We start from the raw sequence: 14869 nt of genomic DNA on the forward strand, positions 1-14869 counted from the left end.
GCCGCCGGGCAGTAGGATCAAGGGTCCATGCCCGCCATCATCCAGAGCCTGCTCGACACCGACCTGTACAAGTTCTCGATGTGGCAGGCGATGCTGCATCGGCATCCGCAGACGCAGGCGCGCTACACCTTCCAGTGCCGCAATGCACCGCAGTTCCCGCTGGCGCAGTTGCTCGATGACGTGAACCGCGAGCTCGACGCGCTGTGCGGGCTGCGGTTCCAGGCCGACGAGCTTTCCTACCTCGGCTCGCTGCGCTACATCAAGAGCGACTTCGTCGACTTCCTGCGCATCTTCAGCTTCCAGCGCGACTTCATCCGCGCCGGCATCGACGGCGATGCGTTGACCATCGAGGCGAGCGGCCCGCAGGTCCACGTGATGGCCTTCGAGGTGTTCGTGCTGGCGATCGTCAACGAGCTGTACTTCCGCCGCTTCGACCGGCAGGCCGCGCTGGCCGAGGGCCGCCGGCGGCTGCAGCACAAGCTCGATGCGCTGCGCGCCTTCGCCCTGGAGCCGGGCGAGCGCCATCCGTTCGAGTTCTTCGACTTCGGCGTGCGCCGGCGTTTTGCGCGCGACTGGCAGCGCGAGGTGGTGACGGCGTTCAAGCTGCAGGCGCCGCAGTTCTTCAAGGGCACGTCGAACGTGCTGCTGGCCCGCGACCTGGGGCTGGTGCCGATCGGCACCATGGCGCACGAATACCTGCAGACCTGGCAGGCGCTGGGCGTGCGGCTGCGCGACTTCCAGTCGGCCGGGCTGGAGGCCTGGGTGCAGGAATACCGCGGCGACCTGGGCATCGCCCTGACCGACGTGGTGGGCATGGACGCCTTCCTGCGCGACTTCGACCTGTACTTCGCCAAGCTGTTCGACGGCCTGCGCCACGACTCGGGCGACCCGGTGGCCTGGGGCGAGAAGGCGCTGGCCCATTACGAGGCGCTGCGCATCGACGCCAACACCAAGCGGCTGGTGTTCTCCGACGGCCTGGACCTGCCGACCGCCATGCGGCTGTACCGCGTGTTCGCCGGCCGCACCCAGACCGGCTTCGGCATCGGCACGAATTTGACCAACGACGTCGGCCTGGTGCCGCTGAACATCGTGATGAAGCTCACCGCCGCCAACGGCCAGCCGGTGGCCAAGCTGTCCGACAGCCCGGGCAAGACGATGTGCAGCGACGAGACCTTCCTGGCCTACCTGCGCCAGGTGTTCGGCATGGAGCACGCAACATGAAGACCAGCCCGCTGCACGTCGGCATCGTCGCCTGTTCCGCTGCCGGCGCCTCACTGTGCTACCGCACCATCTGCGAGGAGGGGGCGCAGCTGTTCGGCCCGCACGCCCATCCCGAGGTCTCGATGCACACGCCCTCGCTGGCGCTGTACGTGGAGTGCCTGGAGCGCGGCGACTGGGACGGCGTCGGCGAGCTGATGCTGGCGTCGGCGGCCAAGCTGGCCGCCATCGGCGCGGACTTCCTGATCTGTCCCGACAACACCATCCACCAGGCGCTGCCGCGCGTGCTGGCGCGCTCGCCGCTGCCCTGGCTGCACATCGCCGAGGTCGTCGCGCAGGAGGCCGCCGACCGCGGCTTCCGTCAATTGGGTATCACCGGCACCCGCTGGCTTGTCGACAGCGCCGTCTACCCGCAGGCGGTCGAGGCGCTCGGCATGGGCTGGCTGCGTCCCGTCGACGCCGAACGCGACGAGATGAACCGCGTCATCATGGACGAGCTGGTCTGCGGCGTGTTGCGGCCGGAGTCGGTCGCCGTGTTCCAGCGCGCCATCGAGCGGATGAAGGGCGAGGGCTGCGACGCCGTGGTGCTGGGCTGCACCGAGATCCCGCTCATCGTCAGCGACGCCAACAGCGCGCTGCCGACGCTGGACTCGACCCGGCTGCTGGCCCGCGCAGCGCTGCGGCGCGCCGCCGGCGCGGCTGCCGCCGCGCCGCGTTGACGCAGATCAACCGGCCCCGGCGGCCTGGGACTAGATTGCTGGCAGGAAGCAAGGAGTGGCCATGCGCATGCGACAGTCTCCAACCAACTTGTCCCGCCTCGGCGCCTGCGCGCTGCTCGCAGCCGCCGCGTTCGGCCTGACAGCGGCACCCCCGGCGTCGGCGCAGGACAGCACCGCCCCGGCGGCGCCGGCCAGCCACAACGTGTATTCCGCAGGCGGCCAGGTGCGGCCGGCGGGCCCGGTGGAAGGCGACTTCATCGCTGCCGGCGGCCGTGTGGTGCTGGACCAGCCGGTGCGCGGCGACGCGGCGCTGGCGGGAGGCTCGGTGGACGTGCGCGCACCGGTGGGCGATGACCTGCGTGCCGTCGGCGGCGATGTCCGCATCGACAGCACCGTGGGCGGCGAGCTTTTCGTGACCGGCGGCAACGTGACGCTGGCCGGCGCGGCCCGCGTCACGCAGGGCGCCAAGGTGTACGGCGGCGCGATCACCATGGACGGCCGCGTCGACGGCCCGCTGGAAGCAGGCGCCCAGAAGATCAGCCTCAACGGCCAGATCGGCGGCGATGCCAGGCTGACGGCCGAACAGATCGAACTCGGGCCGGACGCGCGGATCGCCGGCGCCTTGCACTACGCCTCGGGCACCGAGCTGAAGAAGGCCGCCGGCGCAACCGTCGTCGGCGCCATCACGCGCGAGGAGCGCGCCGCGGGCGAACCGACGGTCGTGAGGCAGCGGCAATGGGGCGGTGCGACCGGCACGCTGGGCGCGGCGGTGCTGGGCTTCCTGGCGCTGCTGGCCTGCGCCACGGTGTTCATGCTGGTGGTGCCGGACTCGTCGGTGCGCGCCGCCGACACCGTCAAGACGTCGCCCGGCCTGTCGCTGGCACTGGGCTTCGGCGCGCTGGTGGCCTTGCCGGTGCTGGCCGTGCTCTTGTTCATCACGGTGCTGGGCATCCCGCTGGGGCTGACGCTGCTGGCGCTGTACCCGGTGCTACTGCTGGCCGGCTACCTGGTGGGCGTGCTGTGCATCGCGCGGCTGGCCCAGCCGGCGCTGCGCAAGGAGGCGCCCGCAACCTTCGGCTGGCAGATCGGCTTCTTCGCGCTGGCGCTGCTGCTGGTCTCGCTGATCGGCCGGGTGCCGGTGGCCGGGACGCTGGTGCTCGCCGTCATCACCGTGATGGGCACCGGCGCCAGCGTGCTGATGCTGTACCGGCGGCGTCAGAACGGACCGGGCAGCGCCTTGAGTCCCAGCCAGGCGGCACCGATGACGGCGTTGACGGGTAGCGCAAGGGCGCCCGGCACGTAGAAGAACGCGGACAGCGCCGGTGCGTTGAGCGCCACTTCCAGCAGGCTGCCGATCCCGTAGAACAGCACGCCGCACCACAGCCAGCGCCGCATGTAGGTGGGCAGCCAGCGCGCCTGCTGCTGGTTGTGCCGCCACGCGGCGGCGCGCTCGAGCATGCTGCCCTTGCTGGCGTCCTTGAACAGCCAGGCAAAGAAGAAGTAGCGATACAGCAGCGTGCGGAAGGCGGGGTCGGGCACGGGGGCGCCTGTTGCGGGAATGACGACAGCATCATCCTAGCCCGGCGCGGGCGCTTCGTCGTAGGACAGGAGCGAATTGCTCAGTCTTCGAGAATCCTTGCCTTCACGCTCTTGCCCTTGATCCGGCCGTCGTTCAGGCGCCGGGCGGCCTCGTGGGCCACCGAGCGTTCCACCGCGACATAGGTGGAGAACTCGTTGACGTCGATCTTGCCGACCTGCTCGCGGGTGTAGCCCAGGTCGGCCGTCAGCGCGCCCAGCACGTCGCCGGGGCGGATCTTTTCCTTGCGCCCGCCCTGGATGTAGATGGTCACCATCGGCGGCACCAGCTTGCCCTTGCCGGTAGGGGTCAGTTCGGACAGCTTGTGCCACTCCGATTCCCGGCCCTGCAGCTGCTCGATCTTCCCGACCGAGCCCATTTCGTCCATGCTGGCCAGGTTCAGCACCAGGCCGGTCTCGCCGGCCCGGCCGGTGCGGCCGATGCGGTGGATGTGGACCTCGGTGTCGGACGTCACGTCGACGTTGATCACGGCCGCCAGGTTGGCGATGTCCAGGCCGCGGGCGGCGACGTCGGTGGCCACCAGCACCGAGCAGCTGCGGTTGGAAAACTGCACCAGCACCTGGTCGCGCTCGCGCTGCTCCAGCTCGCCGTACAGGGCCAGCGCACTGAAGCCCTGCGCGCGCAGCGCTTCCACCAGCCGGCGGCACTGCGCCTTGGTATTGCAGAAGGCCAGGGCGCTGGCCGGGCGGAAGTGGTTCAGCAGCAGGCTCACGGCCTCGCCGCGCTCGCTGTCTTCCACCTGGTACCAGCGCTGCTCGATCTGCGCGCCGGCGTGCTGCGCCTCCACCTTGACGGTGAGCGGCTCGCGCATGAACTGCGCGGCCAGCTTGGCGATGCCTTCGGGATAGGTGGCCGAGAACAGCAGGGTCTGGCGCTCCTTCGGGCATTGCTTGGCCACGGTGACGATGTCCTCGAAGAAGCCCATGTCCAGCATCCGGTCCGCTTCATCGAGCACCAGGGTGTTCAGCGCGTCGAGCTTCAAGCTGCCGCGCTCCAGGTGGTCCATCACCCGGCCCGGCGTGCCGACCACGATGTGGGCGCCGTGCTCCAGCGTCGCCAGCTGGCCGCGCAGCGGCACGCCGCCGCACAGCGTCACCACCTTGATGTTGTCGTCGGCGCGGGCCAGCCGCCGGATCTCGGTGGTGACCTGGTCGGCCAGTTCGCGCGTCGGGCACAGCACCAGCGACTGCACCGCGAAGCGGCGCGCGTTCAGGTTGGCCAGCAGCGTCAGCGCGAAGGCGGCGGTCTTGCCGCTGCCGGTCTTGGCCTGGGCGATGATGTCCTTGCCCAGCAGCGCGGCGGGCAGGCTGGCCGCCTGGATGGCCGTCATCTCCAGATAACCCAGGCGCTCCAGGTTGGCGAGGGCGGCGGGATTCAGGGGGAGGGTGGCGAAGCTGGTCATCGCTCCGATGATTTCACAGTCGGGCTGGCGCCGCTGGGGCAAGGCCATTGCAGACGGCCTGTTCTCCGACAGGGCGCGGCGCCCGGATGACCCATATTCGGCCCAAGGGAGGCGCCCGCCTTGGACAAGACGACTTCATCCGCGCTCGCGCTCGCGCTGGCACTGGCCATGGTGCTGGCCGGCTGCGGCGGCGGTGGCAGCACCGACACCGCGGCCCCGGCCGGCACCGCGCCCGCCGTGGCGGCCGCCGTGGCGGCCGCCGGCGTGACCGGCACCACCTGCGCCACCAGCACCAACACCGACGTGTTCGGCGGCCTGGCCTTCCAGACCTCGCACCGGATCAACGCGCGCGACGACGGCTGCCTGATCGTGCGCGGGGACGCGGGCCATCCGGTGTTCGACGGCGAGCAGTCGGCGCGCTTCGAGGTCCGGCCCGGCGACTGCAGCGCCACTTCCAGCTACGACGACTGCACCCAGGACCGCAGCCGCCACGAGATCAACGAAACCACGCAGGCGCCGACCAACGGCCGCACGCTGGTCTACACGGCGCACGTGTTCATCCCGCCGCAGGAGCGCTTCAAGCCGCACGGCAAGAACACGCTGTTCCTGACCCAGATCAATTTCGTCGACAGCGGCGACGTCTACGGCACCCTGGCCTACCTGGAGGTGGCGGACAACGGCGATCTGCTGGTTCGCAGCGACAGCGGATTCACCTTCGGCATCGAGAAGCAGTACCCGGTGTACGCCAACCCGGTCGGCAAGTGGATCAAGCTGACCTGGGAGATCCGCTCGTCCGCCGGGCCGGACGGCTCCCTGCGGGTCTATGTGGACGACGTGCTGAAGGTGGACGAAAGCCGGCCGACGCTGCCCTCGGCGTCGGCCGCGAACCGGCTGCGGATCGGCATCTACAACGTGTTCGTCTCGAAGGCGACCGAGCCGTACGCCGACCAGGTGGTCTACTTCGACGGGATTTCCAAGAGCATCCGCTGAGGCGGCCGGCGCGCCCGGCCGCGGCGCTCAATCGGCCTTGATGTCGGCGGCCTTGGCCACCTTTTTCCAGCGCTCGATCTCGCTGGCGATGAAGGCCTCGAACTCGGCCGGCTTCATCGCCGCCGGCTCCGCGCCTTCGCGCAGGAAGAACTCCTTCATGTCCGGCGACAGGATGATCTTGTTGATCTCGGCGTTGAGCCGGTCCACCACCGGCTGCGGCGTTCCGGCCGGCGCCAGCACGCCCCACCACAGCTCGGACGAACTGCCGCCGTAGCCGGCCTGCTCCAGCGAGGGCAGCTCCGGCGCCACCGGCGAGCGCGCCGCCGTCGTCACCGCCAGCGCGCGCACCCGGCCGCTCTTGACCTGCGCCAGGATGGAGGGCGCGCTGGCCACCAGCACCTGGATCTGTCCGCCCAGCAGGTCGGTGGTCGCGGGGCCCATGCCCTTGTAGGGAACGTGCGTGATGCTGATGCCGGCAGCGTCCATGAACAGTTCGGTGGCGAAGTGGTTGATGCTGCCGGTGCCCGAGGTGCCGTAGTTCAACTGGCCCGGATGGGCCTTGGCATAGGCGACCAGTTCGCCGATGGTCCTGAACGGCGACGCGGCGGGCACGGTCACCAGCAGCGGGCCGCGCGCCAGCAGCGCGACCGGCTTGAAGCTCTTGACCGCGTCGTACTGCAGGTTGGTGCGGATCGCCGCGCCGGTGGTGAAGGTGGAGGAAAGGACCACCAGGTTGTAGCCGTCCGGCGGCGCCTTGGCGACGAAGGCATTGGCGATCACGCCGCCGCCGGCCGGCTTGTTGTCCACCACCACCGGCTGGCCCAGCGCCTCCTGCAGCCGCTTGCCGATGGCGCGGGCGAAGGTGTCGTTGGAGCCGCCCGGCGCGCTGCCCACCACCAGCGTGAGCGGCTTGTTCGGATAGGGACCGGTCTGGGCCAGCGCGGCGGCGCAAAGGCAGCAGGCCGCCAGCATGGCAGTCGTTCGCAACAGCATCTCGCCTCCTTCTTGTTTGGTGCGCGCCATCTTAGCCAGCCGGCGCCGGCCCGGGCCGGCGATCTGCGAGACTCGGCGCACGCAACGCATCCACGCCACCAGGAGACCACGACGATGAACCGGACCCGACGCCAGATCCTTTGTACCGGCGCGCTCGCGCTCGCGCTCGCCGCCGGCGGCGCGCTCGCGCAGGCCGCGTGGCCGCAGCGGCCGATCAGGCTGGTCGTGCCGTTCCCGCCCGGCGGCGGCACCGACATCATCTCGCGGCTGGTCGCCGAGAAGCTGACCACCGCGGCCGGCTGGACCATCGTGATCGACAACCGCGCCGGCGCGGCCGGCAACATCGGCCTGGACGCGGTCGCCAAGTCGGCACCCGACGGCTACACCATCGGCATGGGCCAGGCCTCGAACCTGGCGATCAATCCGGCGCTGTACGCGAAGATGCCCTTCGATCCGCTCAAGGACTTCACCCCCGTCGTGGGCGTGTCGGCGCAGCCGGTGGTGCTGGTGGTGCGGGCGGATTCGCCGTACCGGACGCTGGCCGACGTGGTCGCGGCCGCCAAGGCCAGGCCGGGCGCGCTGGCCATCGCGCAGGCCGGCAACGGCACGGTTGGCCACCTGGCCGGCGAGATGCTGCAGCGGCGGGCGGGCTTCCACGCGCTGCAGGTGCCGTACAAGGGCGCCGGCCCGGCGATGACGGACCTGCTGGGGGGCCAGGTGCCCCTGTACTTCGGCAGCAGCGGTTCGGTGCTGGCGCAGCTCAAGGGTGGCCGGGTCCGGGCACTGGCCGTCACCTCCGCGGCGCGGCTGCCCGTGCTGCCGGACGTGCCGACGGTGGCCGAGCAGGGCTATCCGAATTTCGAGGCGACCACCTGGCTGGGACTGGTCGGTCCGGCCGGCATGCCGGCCGAGGCGGTGGCGCGGATCAACGCCGAGGTGGTCAAGCTGCTGGCGCGCAAGGACGTGCAGGACCAGCTGGCGGCCGAGGGCAGCCTGCCGACGCCGGGGACGCCGGCGCAGTTCGGCGAGTTCCTGCGCGCCGAACACGCAAAGTGGGGCGCCCTGATCCGCGAGGCGCAGATCAGGCTGGAATGACAAACGGGCCCGCGAGGGACCGTTGCGGTGCGCGCAGCGCAGTGCGCTTTAGTGGTTCAGGATCAGGTTGGCGATCAGGCCGGTGGCGACCGCGATCAGCACGTAATCGCTGCCCACCTGCACCCACTGGTAGCCGCGCGGAGGCGGCGACAGGTGGTGTCCGCGCCAGTCGTTCACGTAATACTGGTGGCTGCGGTACTCGTAGGGAATGTAGCCGCCACGGCGGAACTCGGGGCCGCGGGCGTCGTAGTAGAAGCGCTGCTGGTCGCGGTCGGCACGGCGCTCCCAGTCGCGGCGGTCGGCGGCGCGCGGGTTGTCGTTGCGGTCGTAGCTGCGGTCGTAGCCGCGCCGGTTGTTGTTCCAGTTCGGCGTGCCCTGCAGGTCGCGCCGGCCCGCATCCTCCGGGTGCGTCTGGTTGTAGATTTCCGGGTTGTTGCTGGCGTTGCGGTCGTAGGTCCGTCCCTGCGCGAACGCGGAAAACGAACCCAGCGTCAGCGACGCGGCGGCGATGGCACAGACGATGGCAGATGATTTCATGGCAATGCTCTCCTTCTGGTGAGATTCAATGATGTGCGGCGAACGTGTCGCCGCTGCGAAGTCAGGCACTGCAGCGCGCAAAGCCGGGTATCAATTTGTGCGGTGCACCGTCAGCGCGCGGCCACCAGCGAAATGATCTGGCCGGTGGCATCGGCCACCAGCGCATAGCCGTCGGCGCCCACCATCAGCCAGTGGAAGCCGTACGGGGGCGGGGGCAGGCCGCGCCACTGCCAGTCCTGGATGACGAATTGCTGGTCGCGGTATTCCGGCGGCAGGTAGTCGCCCACCTGGAACGACGGCGCCACCGGATAGGAGTAATAGGGCTGCGGCACCGCGCCGTAATACACGGCGGGCGGGCCGTAATACACCGGCGCCGGGACGCTGTAGTAATAGGGACGCGGCACGACATAGCCGTAATCGCGCCGCTCGTTGCGGCGGTGATCGCCCTGGCGGCGGTCGGGGTCGCGCCGGTGCGCATCGCGCGGCTGGTCAGCCGGCGGCGCGGGACGCTGTCCTCGGTCGGGACGGTCCGCGCCGCGCGCCGGTGGCTGGGGCGCCGCGGCGGGCGGGCCCTGCAGCTGCGGATTGCTGCGGTCCTCCGGGTGGGTCTGCTGGTAGATCTCGGGGTTGTTGCTGGCGTTGCGGTCGTAGACGCGCCCCTGCGCGAGCGCAGGGAGGCTGGCGGCGCACAGCGCTGCAGCGGCGAGGGGCAGGACGAAACGGCTGTTCATGGTGGACTCCGGTGCGATGGATCGCATGCTGCACTTCGCACGTATGGGCCGCGTGAAGACACGTGGCGGCCGTGCAAAGAACAGTATCCGTCCGTCGCGAAATCCACGCTGCAGAAGCCTTACTTCTTGCCTTCGTTCTTTTCCTTGCCGGTGACGACGTCGACCTTCGGCAGTTCGATGGTCTTTTCCTCGGTCTTCACGGTCGGGACGGTGATCGTCTTGTCGGTGGTGGTGACGCTGACGGTGGGCGGGGTCACGTCGTACTTGGGCAGCGTGACGTTGCCTTCCTGGGTCTTGTTGACCTCGAACTTCGGCACGGTGACGTCGCCCTCCTGGGTTTTCTTGACGTCGCAAGCGGACAGGCCGAGGGCGCCGGCGGAGATGAAGACAATGGCAAGAGCGGTTTTAAGCATGGGTTCTCCCTGTGGGTTGGTGACCATGTCATTGTGGATTTCGGTTCCCAGCGCTGCTGTAGGAATCGGACCTGAATCGGAGTCGGCAGGGCTGCCGAGCCGCCACGGCCGAGCCGTCATTGCGCGGCTCGGCCAGTTCAGGCCGCCTTGCGGCCGGGCGGCGGGCCCAGGTAGAGGCCGTCGGACCAGGTCGCCAGCCACTGCGGGCGGCAGGCCACCAGCAGCGTTGCGACGGCGCAGGTCCAGGCCGCCTCGGCCATCGCCAGCAGCCCGGCGACCACCGTCCGCATCTCGGGTTCCGCGCCTAGGGACGGGCCGCCTCCGGCACCGGCGCCCAGCGCGCAGGCGAACAGCGCCAGCAGCGGCACGGCGTAGGCGCGGGCCAGCAGGTAGGCCGCCGGATGGGTGCCGAAGGCCTTGCGGGCGGCGTGTCCGAGCAGCAGCACCAGCGTCGCCGGCAGCAGGCCCGACCACAGCGTCGTGGACAGCGCCGCCGCCAGCGAGGCGTGGACGGTGAGCATGGTGCTCAAGCCGGCCGCCAGCAGCAGCGGCACGGCCAGCGGCCATCCGAGCATCAGCACCGCCAGCGGCGCAGCGGACCATTGCAGGGGAATCGGCAGCGCGGTAGCGGCAGGCCACGCCCACAGCCAGGGAACGATCGTCAGCGTGGCCAGGAACGGCGTCGCGAGCGGGGCGCCATCGGTGCCGGGTGCCAGCATCCGCCACGGCCGCAGCGCCAGCGAGGCAGTGAGCGCGCATGCCAGCAGCACCAGCTCTGTTCCGGTCCACCACGCGTGCGTCATGCAGGTCACTCTGGGCGTGTGGCCGGGCCGGGGCCGTGGGCCGCGCGCGCGGCGCCGGGCCAGAGCGGATGCGGCTCTTGCGTAGGACCAGGCCCACGCAAGCTCAGGCGTGCCGATTGCAGCTTCCTGCCGCGCTGGGGCGCACCGTCGGGACTCAACTCCAAGGTGAATGCAATGAACAAGGACCAGGTCAAGGGCGCCATCAAGGACGCCGCAGGCAAAGTGCAGGAAAAGGCCGGCGAGGCCGTCGGCAACACCGACCAGCAGGACAAGGGCGTGGTCAACCAGGTCGAAGGCAAGGTCCAGAAGGCCTACGGCGACGTCAAGGAAGTCCTGAAGGGCAACAAATGACCGATCCCCGCAACATCGCGCACGACAAGAAGGTGCAGCAGGAAAAGAAGCATCACCACGAGGAGATCTCGCCTGGCGCCGAGCACGCAGTGCAACCCGGCCGCAAGCCGCACATGGCGCCCAAGCCGGACGCGGTTGTCACCGACACCGATGGCGCCGCGGCGCCGGACACCCAAACCACGCCTTGAAGGCAGGGGCGCCCTGGGCTCGGGCATTCGAGCGCAGCTTCAAGGTCCTGGCGCGCAGCAGCCTGCGCGCCGGGGCCCGGGCTGCCGGACTCGGGCTCAAGGCGCAGATCGACAAGCGCCGGCCGCCGGCCGGCGAGGGCGACTGGATCGCCGGCATCGCGATCGGCGCCGGCGGCGCGCGCCGCTACCGCCTCTACCGTCCGCCCGCCATCCAGTCAGGCGAGCAGCTGCCGCTGCTGGTGATGCTGCATGGCTGCGGCCAGGACGCCAACAGTTTTGCCCAGAGCACCCGCATGAACCTGATCGCGGCGCGCGAACGCTTCATGGTGCTCTATCCCGAACAGGACCGGCTGGCCAACGCGCGGGGCTGCTGGAACTGGTTCGACACCCGCGCCGGCCGGGCCGCCGGAGAGGCCGAATTGATCATGGGCGCCGTGGAGCAGGTCTGCCTGCTGTACGCGGCGGACCGCGCGCGGATCGCGGTGGCCGGCCTGTCGGCCGGCGCCAGCATGGCCGCGCTCCTGGTCACGCGCCATCCGGACCGCTTCAAGGCGGTGGTGATGCACTCGGGCATCGCGCCCGGCAGCGCCCATTCGGGCCTGTCGGCGCTGGCCGCGATGCACGGGCATGGCACCGCCACCGCCTTGCCCTCGGGGCCGGGGTCGGCGTCGGTGCCGCGCTCCTGGCCGCCGCTGCTGGTGATCCACGGGGGCAGGGACCGCACCGTGGCCGCCAGCAACGGCCAGGCCGCGGTGCGGGTGTGGGCCGAGGCGGCCGGCGCCAGTCCGGTGGCGCTGCGCAGCGTGCAGCGCGGCAAGCGCCACCCGATGACGGTCACCGATTTCAAGGCCGGGGGCGCCACCGTTGCCTCGCTGGTGGTCGTCCCCCAGCTCGGTCACGCCTGGAGCGGCGGCGCCGCCAGCCAGCCTTATGGCGACGCCAGGGGCCCGGACGCCTCGCGCATGGCCTGGGCCTTCGTGGCCAGGCAGTTCCCGGCCTGAACGCCGGCCGGCAACGAAAAAGCCCGCCGAAGCGGGCTTTTTCTGGTGCAGCCGAAGAATTACTTCTTGGCGGCTTCCTTCTTGGCGTCAGCAGCTGCGACAGCCTTTTCCTTCTTGGCTTCGGCGCCGGCGACAGCCTTGTCCTTGGTGGCTTCGGCGTTGGCGGTGGTCTTGGTGGCTTCGGCGTTGGCAGCAGCCTTTTCCGACTTCTTCTGGGCGGCGGCGGCCTTCTTGGCTGCCTTGGCTTCGGCCTTGGCCTTCTTCTTTTCGGCGGCGGCGGTGGCCTTGGCCGACTTGGTTTCAGCCTTGGCTTCGACCTTCATTTCGGTCTTGGCGGCGGCGGTTGCTGCCGGGGCCGAGGCGCCGGCCATCGGGGCGCCGACGTGCGAAGCGGCAAACGAGGAAGCGGCGAAGAAGGTGGCGGTCAGGATGGCGAGGAGCTTGGTCATGAGGATATTCCCGATGTGAGGAGTTAGGTGCGGCCCGGACGGGTCTGCCTACCTACAACGCGGCACCCGGCTCAGGCGTTGACGAGCTTGATGTGGCCTTCCTTGACGTAACGCTCATATTCGTCGCGCGGGATGGCCGCCGACTCGTGGGTGCCGTCGGTTTCCACCCAGCTGAAAGTGACGCTGTCGGCGGCCAGTTCCATTTCGACCGGGCCGTCGGGGATCGGGATCAGCGGGCCGTCGCCGGCCCGGAAACTGACTTCACCGCGGATGATGGCGTGCTGGGACATGACGGGCTCCTGGTTGGTGGCGACACCCGATTGGAGCCGCGCTGGGTCCCATTGTCTGTCAGCCGGCATGCCAACGCACGCCGATGCTACAGTCGCCGGCACCCCCCGCACCCTGGAAAGCGACCATGCCCAACGCCCCGATGTCCCTGGCCGGCCGGCTCAAGCTGCCCGGGCTGGTGGTCGCCCCGGGCGTGTTCGACATGGTGTCCCTGCGGCTGGCGGACAGTTTCGGCTTCGGCGCGCTCTACATGACCGGATTCGGCACGGTCGCCTCCCACCTGGGGCTGCCGGACGCGGGCCTGGCGACGTACAGCGACATGGTGGGACGGGTGGCGGCGATGGCCGGCATGGCCCGCACGCCGCTGATCGCCGATGCCGACACCGGCTACGGCGGCCTGCTGAACATGCGCCACACCATGCGCGGCTACGAGGCGGCCGGCGCGGCGGCGATCCAGCTGGAAGACCAGGAGTTTCCCAAGAAGTGCGGGCACACACCCGGGCGCCGCGTGATCCCGACGGCCGACATGGTGCGCAAGATCCGGGTGGCGGTGGACTCGCGCCAGTCGCCGGACTTCCTGATCATCGCCCGCACCGACGCCCGCACCACGCTGGGACTGGACGAGGCGCTGCGCCGGGCCGAGGCCTACGCGAAGGCCGGTGCCGACATCCTGTTCGTCGAGTCGCCGGAATCGCAGGAGGAGATGCGCCGCATCGGCAGCGCCTTCGACCTGCCGCTGGTGGCCAACATGGTGGAAAAGGGCCGCACCCCGGTGCTGACCCGGCCCGAGCTGGAAGCCATGGGCTACAAGATCGCGATCTTCCCCGTCACCGCGCTGCTGGCCGCGGTGAAGGCGATGGCCGACGTCTACCGCCAGTTCCAGCAGCACGGCTCCTCGGCCGGCGGCACCGTGCCGCTCTACGATTTCGCGGACCTCACCACCCTGATGGGGTTCGAGGACGTCTGGGCATTCGAGCAACGTTACGCGCAAACCGATCCACCCACCGGAAACACCCCATGAGACCCACCACCGCCTATCAGCGTTCGCGCCGCCACCTGCTGGCTGCGCTGCTGCTCGCTCCCGCGCTCGCGCTGGCGCAGGCCGCCTATCCGGCCAAGCCGATCCGGCTGATCGTGCCGTTCACGCCCGGCGGCGTCACCGACACCAGCGGCCGGCTGGTGGCGGAGCAGCTATCCAGGCGCCTGGGCCAGCAGGTGATCGTCGACAACCGGCCCGGCGCCTCCGGCAACATCGGCACCCAGATGGTGGCGGCGGCCGAACCCGACGGCTACACGCTGCTGCTCGGGTTCGACGGCACGATGGTGATCAACCCGCACGTGTTCGAGAAGGTGCCGTTCAACACGGTGCGCGACTTCGCGCCGGTGGGCAAGATCGGCGACGCCGTCCTGATCCTGGTGGCCAACCCGGCCTTCCCGGCCAGGAACGTGAAGGACATGATCGCGCTGTCCAAGACGCAGGCCGGCGGCCTCTCGTTCGGCACCTCGGGCACCGGCGGCACGCCCCACATCGCCGGCGAGCTGCTCAAGCAGCGCACCGGCGCCAATCTGGTCCACGTGCCGTACAAGGGCGGCGGGCAGGCCCTCACCGACGTGCTGGGCAACAACATTCCCCTGGTCTACACGGCGATCGCCAGCGCGGTGCAATACGTCAAGTCCGGCAAGCTGGTGGGGCTGGCCGTCTCCAGCGCCCAGCGCTCGGCCTCGCTGCCGGACGTGCCCACCTTCATCGAGAGCGGCATCCCCGATTTCGAGATCAATTCGTGGGTGGGCATCCTGGCGCCGGCCAAGACCCCGCGCGCGGTCGTGCAGCGGCTCAACACCGAGCTGAACGCGGTGCTGGCCGACCCCGAGGTGCGCGAGCGCCTGAACCAGCTGGGCATCGGCGCCACCCCCGGCTCGCCCGAGAAATTCGGCGAGGAGATCAAGCGCGACCTGGCCCGCTACGGGCCGGTGGTCAAGGCCGCGGGCATCAAGGCGGAGTGAGGTTTGCCGGAAACCGGCGCCCGGGCGTCGATTCCGGCCGGTTCCCTTCGTCGTCTTGCCAGGGCGGTGGCTTGGCACCAAACTCACTGT

Annotated in this window: 19 protein-coding genes; 10 read left to right on the top strand and 9 right to left on the bottom strand. The window is 70.0% G+C overall.

Translation table 11 applies throughout. The annotated features are described in order from the left end of the window. The first annotated feature begins 27 nt into the window (after window positions 1-27). The 3 genes from pncB to ACFPOE_RS15290 all read left to right on the top strand — a co-directional run bounded on the left by pncB (window position 28) and on the right by ACFPOE_RS15290 (window position 3240). Window positions 28-1221, top strand: a complete 1194-nt coding sequence (gene pncB / locus ACFPOE_RS15280) for a nicotinate phosphoribosyltransferase (protein ID WP_376850986.1) — start codon at window positions 28-30, stop codon at window positions 1219-1221. After that, the gene (locus tag ACFPOE_RS15285) at window positions 1218-1937 is read left to right on the top strand and encodes an aspartate/glutamate racemase family protein (RefSeq protein WP_376850987.1); all 720 of its coding nucleotides are present in this window, start codon (window positions 1218-1220) and stop codon (window positions 1935-1937) included. The genes pncB and ACFPOE_RS15285 overlap by 4 nt, the downstream gene beginning before the upstream one ends. A gap of 67 nt (window positions 1938-2004) precedes the next feature. After that, a complete protein-coding gene (locus tag ACFPOE_RS15290) occupies window positions 2005-3240 on the top strand; it encodes a DUF8173 domain-containing protein (RefSeq protein ID WP_376850988.1) in 1236 nt (411 codons plus the stop codon). Here the strand turns inward: ACFPOE_RS15290 and ACFPOE_RS15295 are convergent. Both ACFPOE_RS15295 and dbpA read right to left on the bottom strand, forming a co-directional pair. Next, window positions 3153-3476 carry a hypothetical protein gene (locus tag ACFPOE_RS15295; RefSeq protein ID WP_376850989.1) on the bottom strand — a complete coding sequence of 108 codons (324 nt, stop codon included), beginning with the start codon at window positions 3474-3476 and terminating at the stop codon, window positions 3153-3155. The genes ACFPOE_RS15290 and ACFPOE_RS15295 overlap by 88 nt on opposite strands. 80 nt (window positions 3477-3556) lie before the next feature. Then, window positions 3557-4936, bottom strand: coding sequence for an ATP-dependent RNA helicase DbpA (gene dbpA / locus ACFPOE_RS15300; protein ID WP_376850990.1), 1380 nt, complete (start codon window positions 4934-4936; stop codon window positions 3557-3559). Between the two features lie 120 nt (window positions 4937-5056). Between dbpA and ACFPOE_RS15305 the strand changes: the two genes are divergently transcribed. Next, on the top strand, window positions 5057-5926 hold the full coding sequence (locus tag ACFPOE_RS15305) for a heparin lyase I family protein (RefSeq protein WP_376850991.1): 870 nt from the start codon (window positions 5057-5059) through the stop codon (window positions 5924-5926). A gap of 27 nt (window positions 5927-5953) precedes the next feature. Here ACFPOE_RS15305 and ACFPOE_RS15310 read toward each other — a convergent pair whose 3' ends face one another. Further along, window positions 5954-6919: a tripartite tricarboxylate transporter substrate binding protein gene (locus tag ACFPOE_RS15310; RefSeq protein ID WP_376850992.1), complete on the bottom strand. Its 966-nt coding sequence runs from the start codon at window positions 6917-6919 to the stop codon at window positions 5954-5956. 114 nt (window positions 6920-7033) lie between these two features. On the opposite strand from ACFPOE_RS15310, the gene ACFPOE_RS15315 reads away from it, so the two are divergent. After that, entirely contained in the window at window positions 7034-8014 is a 981-nt protein-coding gene (locus ACFPOE_RS15315) for a Bug family tripartite tricarboxylate transporter substrate binding protein (RefSeq protein WP_376850993.1), read from the top strand. Between the two features lie 48 nt (window positions 8015-8062). On the opposite strand, the gene ACFPOE_RS15320 is transcribed toward ACFPOE_RS15315, so the two are convergent. The 4 genes from ACFPOE_RS15320 to ACFPOE_RS15335 form a co-directional block, all read right to left on the bottom strand. After that, on the bottom strand, window positions 8063-8551 hold the full coding sequence (locus ACFPOE_RS15320) for an RcnB family protein (protein ID WP_376850994.1): 489 nt from the start codon (window positions 8549-8551) through the stop codon (window positions 8063-8065). Window positions 8552-8661: 110 nt separating this feature from the next. Continuing rightward, window positions 8662-9282 carry an RcnB family protein gene (locus ACFPOE_RS15325; protein ID WP_376850995.1) on the bottom strand — a complete coding sequence of 207 codons (621 nt, stop codon included), beginning with the start codon at window positions 9280-9282 and terminating at the stop codon, window positions 8662-8664. A gap of 119 nt (window positions 9283-9401) precedes the next feature. Beyond that, window positions 9402-9695: a hypothetical protein gene (locus ACFPOE_RS15330; protein WP_376850996.1), complete on the bottom strand. Its 294-nt coding sequence runs from the start codon at window positions 9693-9695 to the stop codon at window positions 9402-9404. Between the two features lie 137 nt (window positions 9696-9832). Beyond that, window positions 9833-10498, bottom strand: a complete 666-nt coding sequence (locus ACFPOE_RS15335) for a hypothetical protein (protein ID WP_376850997.1) — start codon at window positions 10496-10498, stop codon at window positions 9833-9835. A gap of 174 nt (window positions 10499-10672) precedes the next feature. On the opposite strand from ACFPOE_RS15335, the gene ACFPOE_RS15340 reads away from it, so the two are divergent. The 3 genes from ACFPOE_RS15340 to ACFPOE_RS15350 are packed head-to-tail and all read left to right on the top strand — an operon-like array spanning window position 10673 to window position 12038. Further along, complete coding sequence (locus ACFPOE_RS15340; protein ID WP_376850998.1) at window positions 10673-10849, top strand: CsbD family protein; 177 nt, start codon at window positions 10673-10675, stop codon at window positions 10847-10849. After that, window positions 10846-11037 carry a hypothetical protein gene (locus ACFPOE_RS15345; RefSeq protein ID WP_376850999.1) on the top strand — a complete coding sequence of 64 codons (192 nt, stop codon included), beginning with the start codon at window positions 10846-10848 and terminating at the stop codon, window positions 11035-11037. The genes ACFPOE_RS15340 and ACFPOE_RS15345 overlap by 4 nt, the downstream gene beginning before the upstream one ends. Beyond that, window positions 11034-12038: an extracellular catalytic domain type 1 short-chain-length polyhydroxyalkanoate depolymerase gene (locus ACFPOE_RS15350; protein WP_376851000.1), complete on the top strand. Its 1005-nt coding sequence runs from the start codon at window positions 11034-11036 to the stop codon at window positions 12036-12038. The genes ACFPOE_RS15345 and ACFPOE_RS15350 overlap by 4 nt, the downstream gene beginning before the upstream one ends. A gap of 59 nt (window positions 12039-12097) precedes the next feature. Here ACFPOE_RS15350 and ACFPOE_RS15355 read toward each other — a convergent pair whose 3' ends face one another. Together ACFPOE_RS15355 and ACFPOE_RS15360 are read right to left on the bottom strand one after the other, a co-directional pair. Continuing rightward, a complete protein-coding gene (locus tag ACFPOE_RS15355; RefSeq protein ID WP_376851001.1) occupies window positions 12098-12487 on the bottom strand; it encodes a cell envelope biogenesis protein TolA in 390 nt (129 codons plus the stop codon). A gap of 71 nt (window positions 12488-12558) precedes the next feature. Next, window positions 12559-12777, bottom strand: a complete 219-nt coding sequence (locus ACFPOE_RS15360; protein ID WP_376851002.1) for a hypothetical protein — start codon at window positions 12775-12777, stop codon at window positions 12559-12561. Window positions 12778-12902: 125 nt separating this feature from the next. On the opposite strand from ACFPOE_RS15360, the gene ACFPOE_RS15365 reads away from it, so the two are divergent. Both ACFPOE_RS15365 and ACFPOE_RS15370 read left to right on the top strand, forming a co-directional pair. After that, on the top strand, window positions 12903-13796 hold the full coding sequence (locus tag ACFPOE_RS15365) for an isocitrate lyase/PEP mutase family protein (RefSeq protein WP_376851003.1): 894 nt from the start codon (window positions 12903-12905) through the stop codon (window positions 13794-13796). Continuing rightward, window positions 13793-14779 carry a Bug family tripartite tricarboxylate transporter substrate binding protein gene (locus ACFPOE_RS15370; RefSeq protein WP_376851004.1) on the top strand — a complete coding sequence of 329 codons (987 nt, stop codon included), beginning with the start codon at window positions 13793-13795 and terminating at the stop codon, window positions 14777-14779. The genes ACFPOE_RS15365 and ACFPOE_RS15370 overlap by 4 nt, the downstream gene beginning before the upstream one ends. Window positions 14780-14869 lie beyond the last annotated feature (90 nt).

Origin of the sequence: Caenimonas terrae, from assembly GCF_042655405.1 — a bacterium.
In the GTDB taxonomy this organism is placed as follows: Bacteria; Pseudomonadota; Gammaproteobacteria; order Burkholderiales; family Burkholderiaceae_C; genus Ramlibacter; species Ramlibacter terrae_A.

Excerpts from the sequence above, each read along its gene's own strand:
- pncB (WP_376850986.1), top strand. The coding sequence starts at position 28 with ATGCCCGCCATCATCCAGAGCCTGCTCGACACCGACCTGTACAAGTTC.
- ACFPOE_RS15285 (WP_376850987.1), top strand. The coding sequence starts at position 1,218 with ATGAAGACCAGCCCGCTGCACGTCGGCATCGTCGCCTGTTCCGCTGCC.
- ACFPOE_RS15290 (WP_376850988.1), top strand. The coding sequence starts at position 2,005 with ATGCGACAGTCTCCAACCAACTTGTCCCGCCTCGGCGCCTGCGCGCTG.
- dbpA (WP_376850990.1), bottom strand. The coding sequence starts at position 4,936 with ATGACCAGCTTCGCCACCCTCCCCCTGAATCCCGCCGCCCTCGCCAAC.
- ACFPOE_RS15310 (WP_376850992.1), bottom strand. The coding sequence starts at position 6,919 with ATGCTGTTGCGAACGACTGCCATGCTGGCGGCCTGCTGCCTTTGCGCC.
- ACFPOE_RS15315 (WP_376850993.1), top strand. The coding sequence starts at position 7,034 with ATGAACCGGACCCGACGCCAGATCCTTTGTACCGGCGCGCTCGCGCTC.
- ACFPOE_RS15320 (WP_376850994.1), bottom strand. The coding sequence starts at position 8,551 with ATGAAATCATCTGCCATCGTCTGTGCCATCGCCGCCGCGTCGCTGACG.
- ACFPOE_RS15325 (WP_376850995.1), bottom strand. The coding sequence starts at position 9,282 with ATGAACAGCCGTTTCGTCCTGCCCCTCGCCGCTGCAGCGCTGTGCGCC.
- ACFPOE_RS15330 (WP_376850996.1), bottom strand. The coding sequence starts at position 9,695 with ATGCTTAAAACCGCTCTTGCCATTGTCTTCATCTCCGCCGGCGCCCTC.
- ACFPOE_RS15335 (WP_376850997.1), bottom strand. The coding sequence starts at position 10,498 with ATGACGCACGCGTGGTGGACCGGAACAGAGCTGGTGCTGCTGGCATGC.
- ACFPOE_RS15340 (WP_376850998.1), top strand. The coding sequence starts at position 10,673 with ATGAACAAGGACCAGGTCAAGGGCGCCATCAAGGACGCCGCAGGCAAA.
- ACFPOE_RS15345 (WP_376850999.1), top strand. The coding sequence starts at position 10,846 with ATGACCGATCCCCGCAACATCGCGCACGACAAGAAGGTGCAGCAGGAA.
- ACFPOE_RS15355 (WP_376851001.1), bottom strand. The coding sequence starts at position 12,487 with ATGACCAAGCTCCTCGCCATCCTGACCGCCACCTTCTTCGCCGCTTCC.
- ACFPOE_RS15360 (WP_376851002.1), bottom strand. The coding sequence starts at position 12,777 with ATGTCCCAGCACGCCATCATCCGCGGTGAAGTCAGTTTCCGGGCCGGC.
- ACFPOE_RS15365 (WP_376851003.1), top strand. The coding sequence starts at position 12,903 with ATGCCCAACGCCCCGATGTCCCTGGCCGGCCGGCTCAAGCTGCCCGGG.
- ACFPOE_RS15370 (WP_376851004.1), top strand. The coding sequence starts at position 13,793 with ATGAGACCCACCACCGCCTATCAGCGTTCGCGCCGCCACCTGCTGGCT.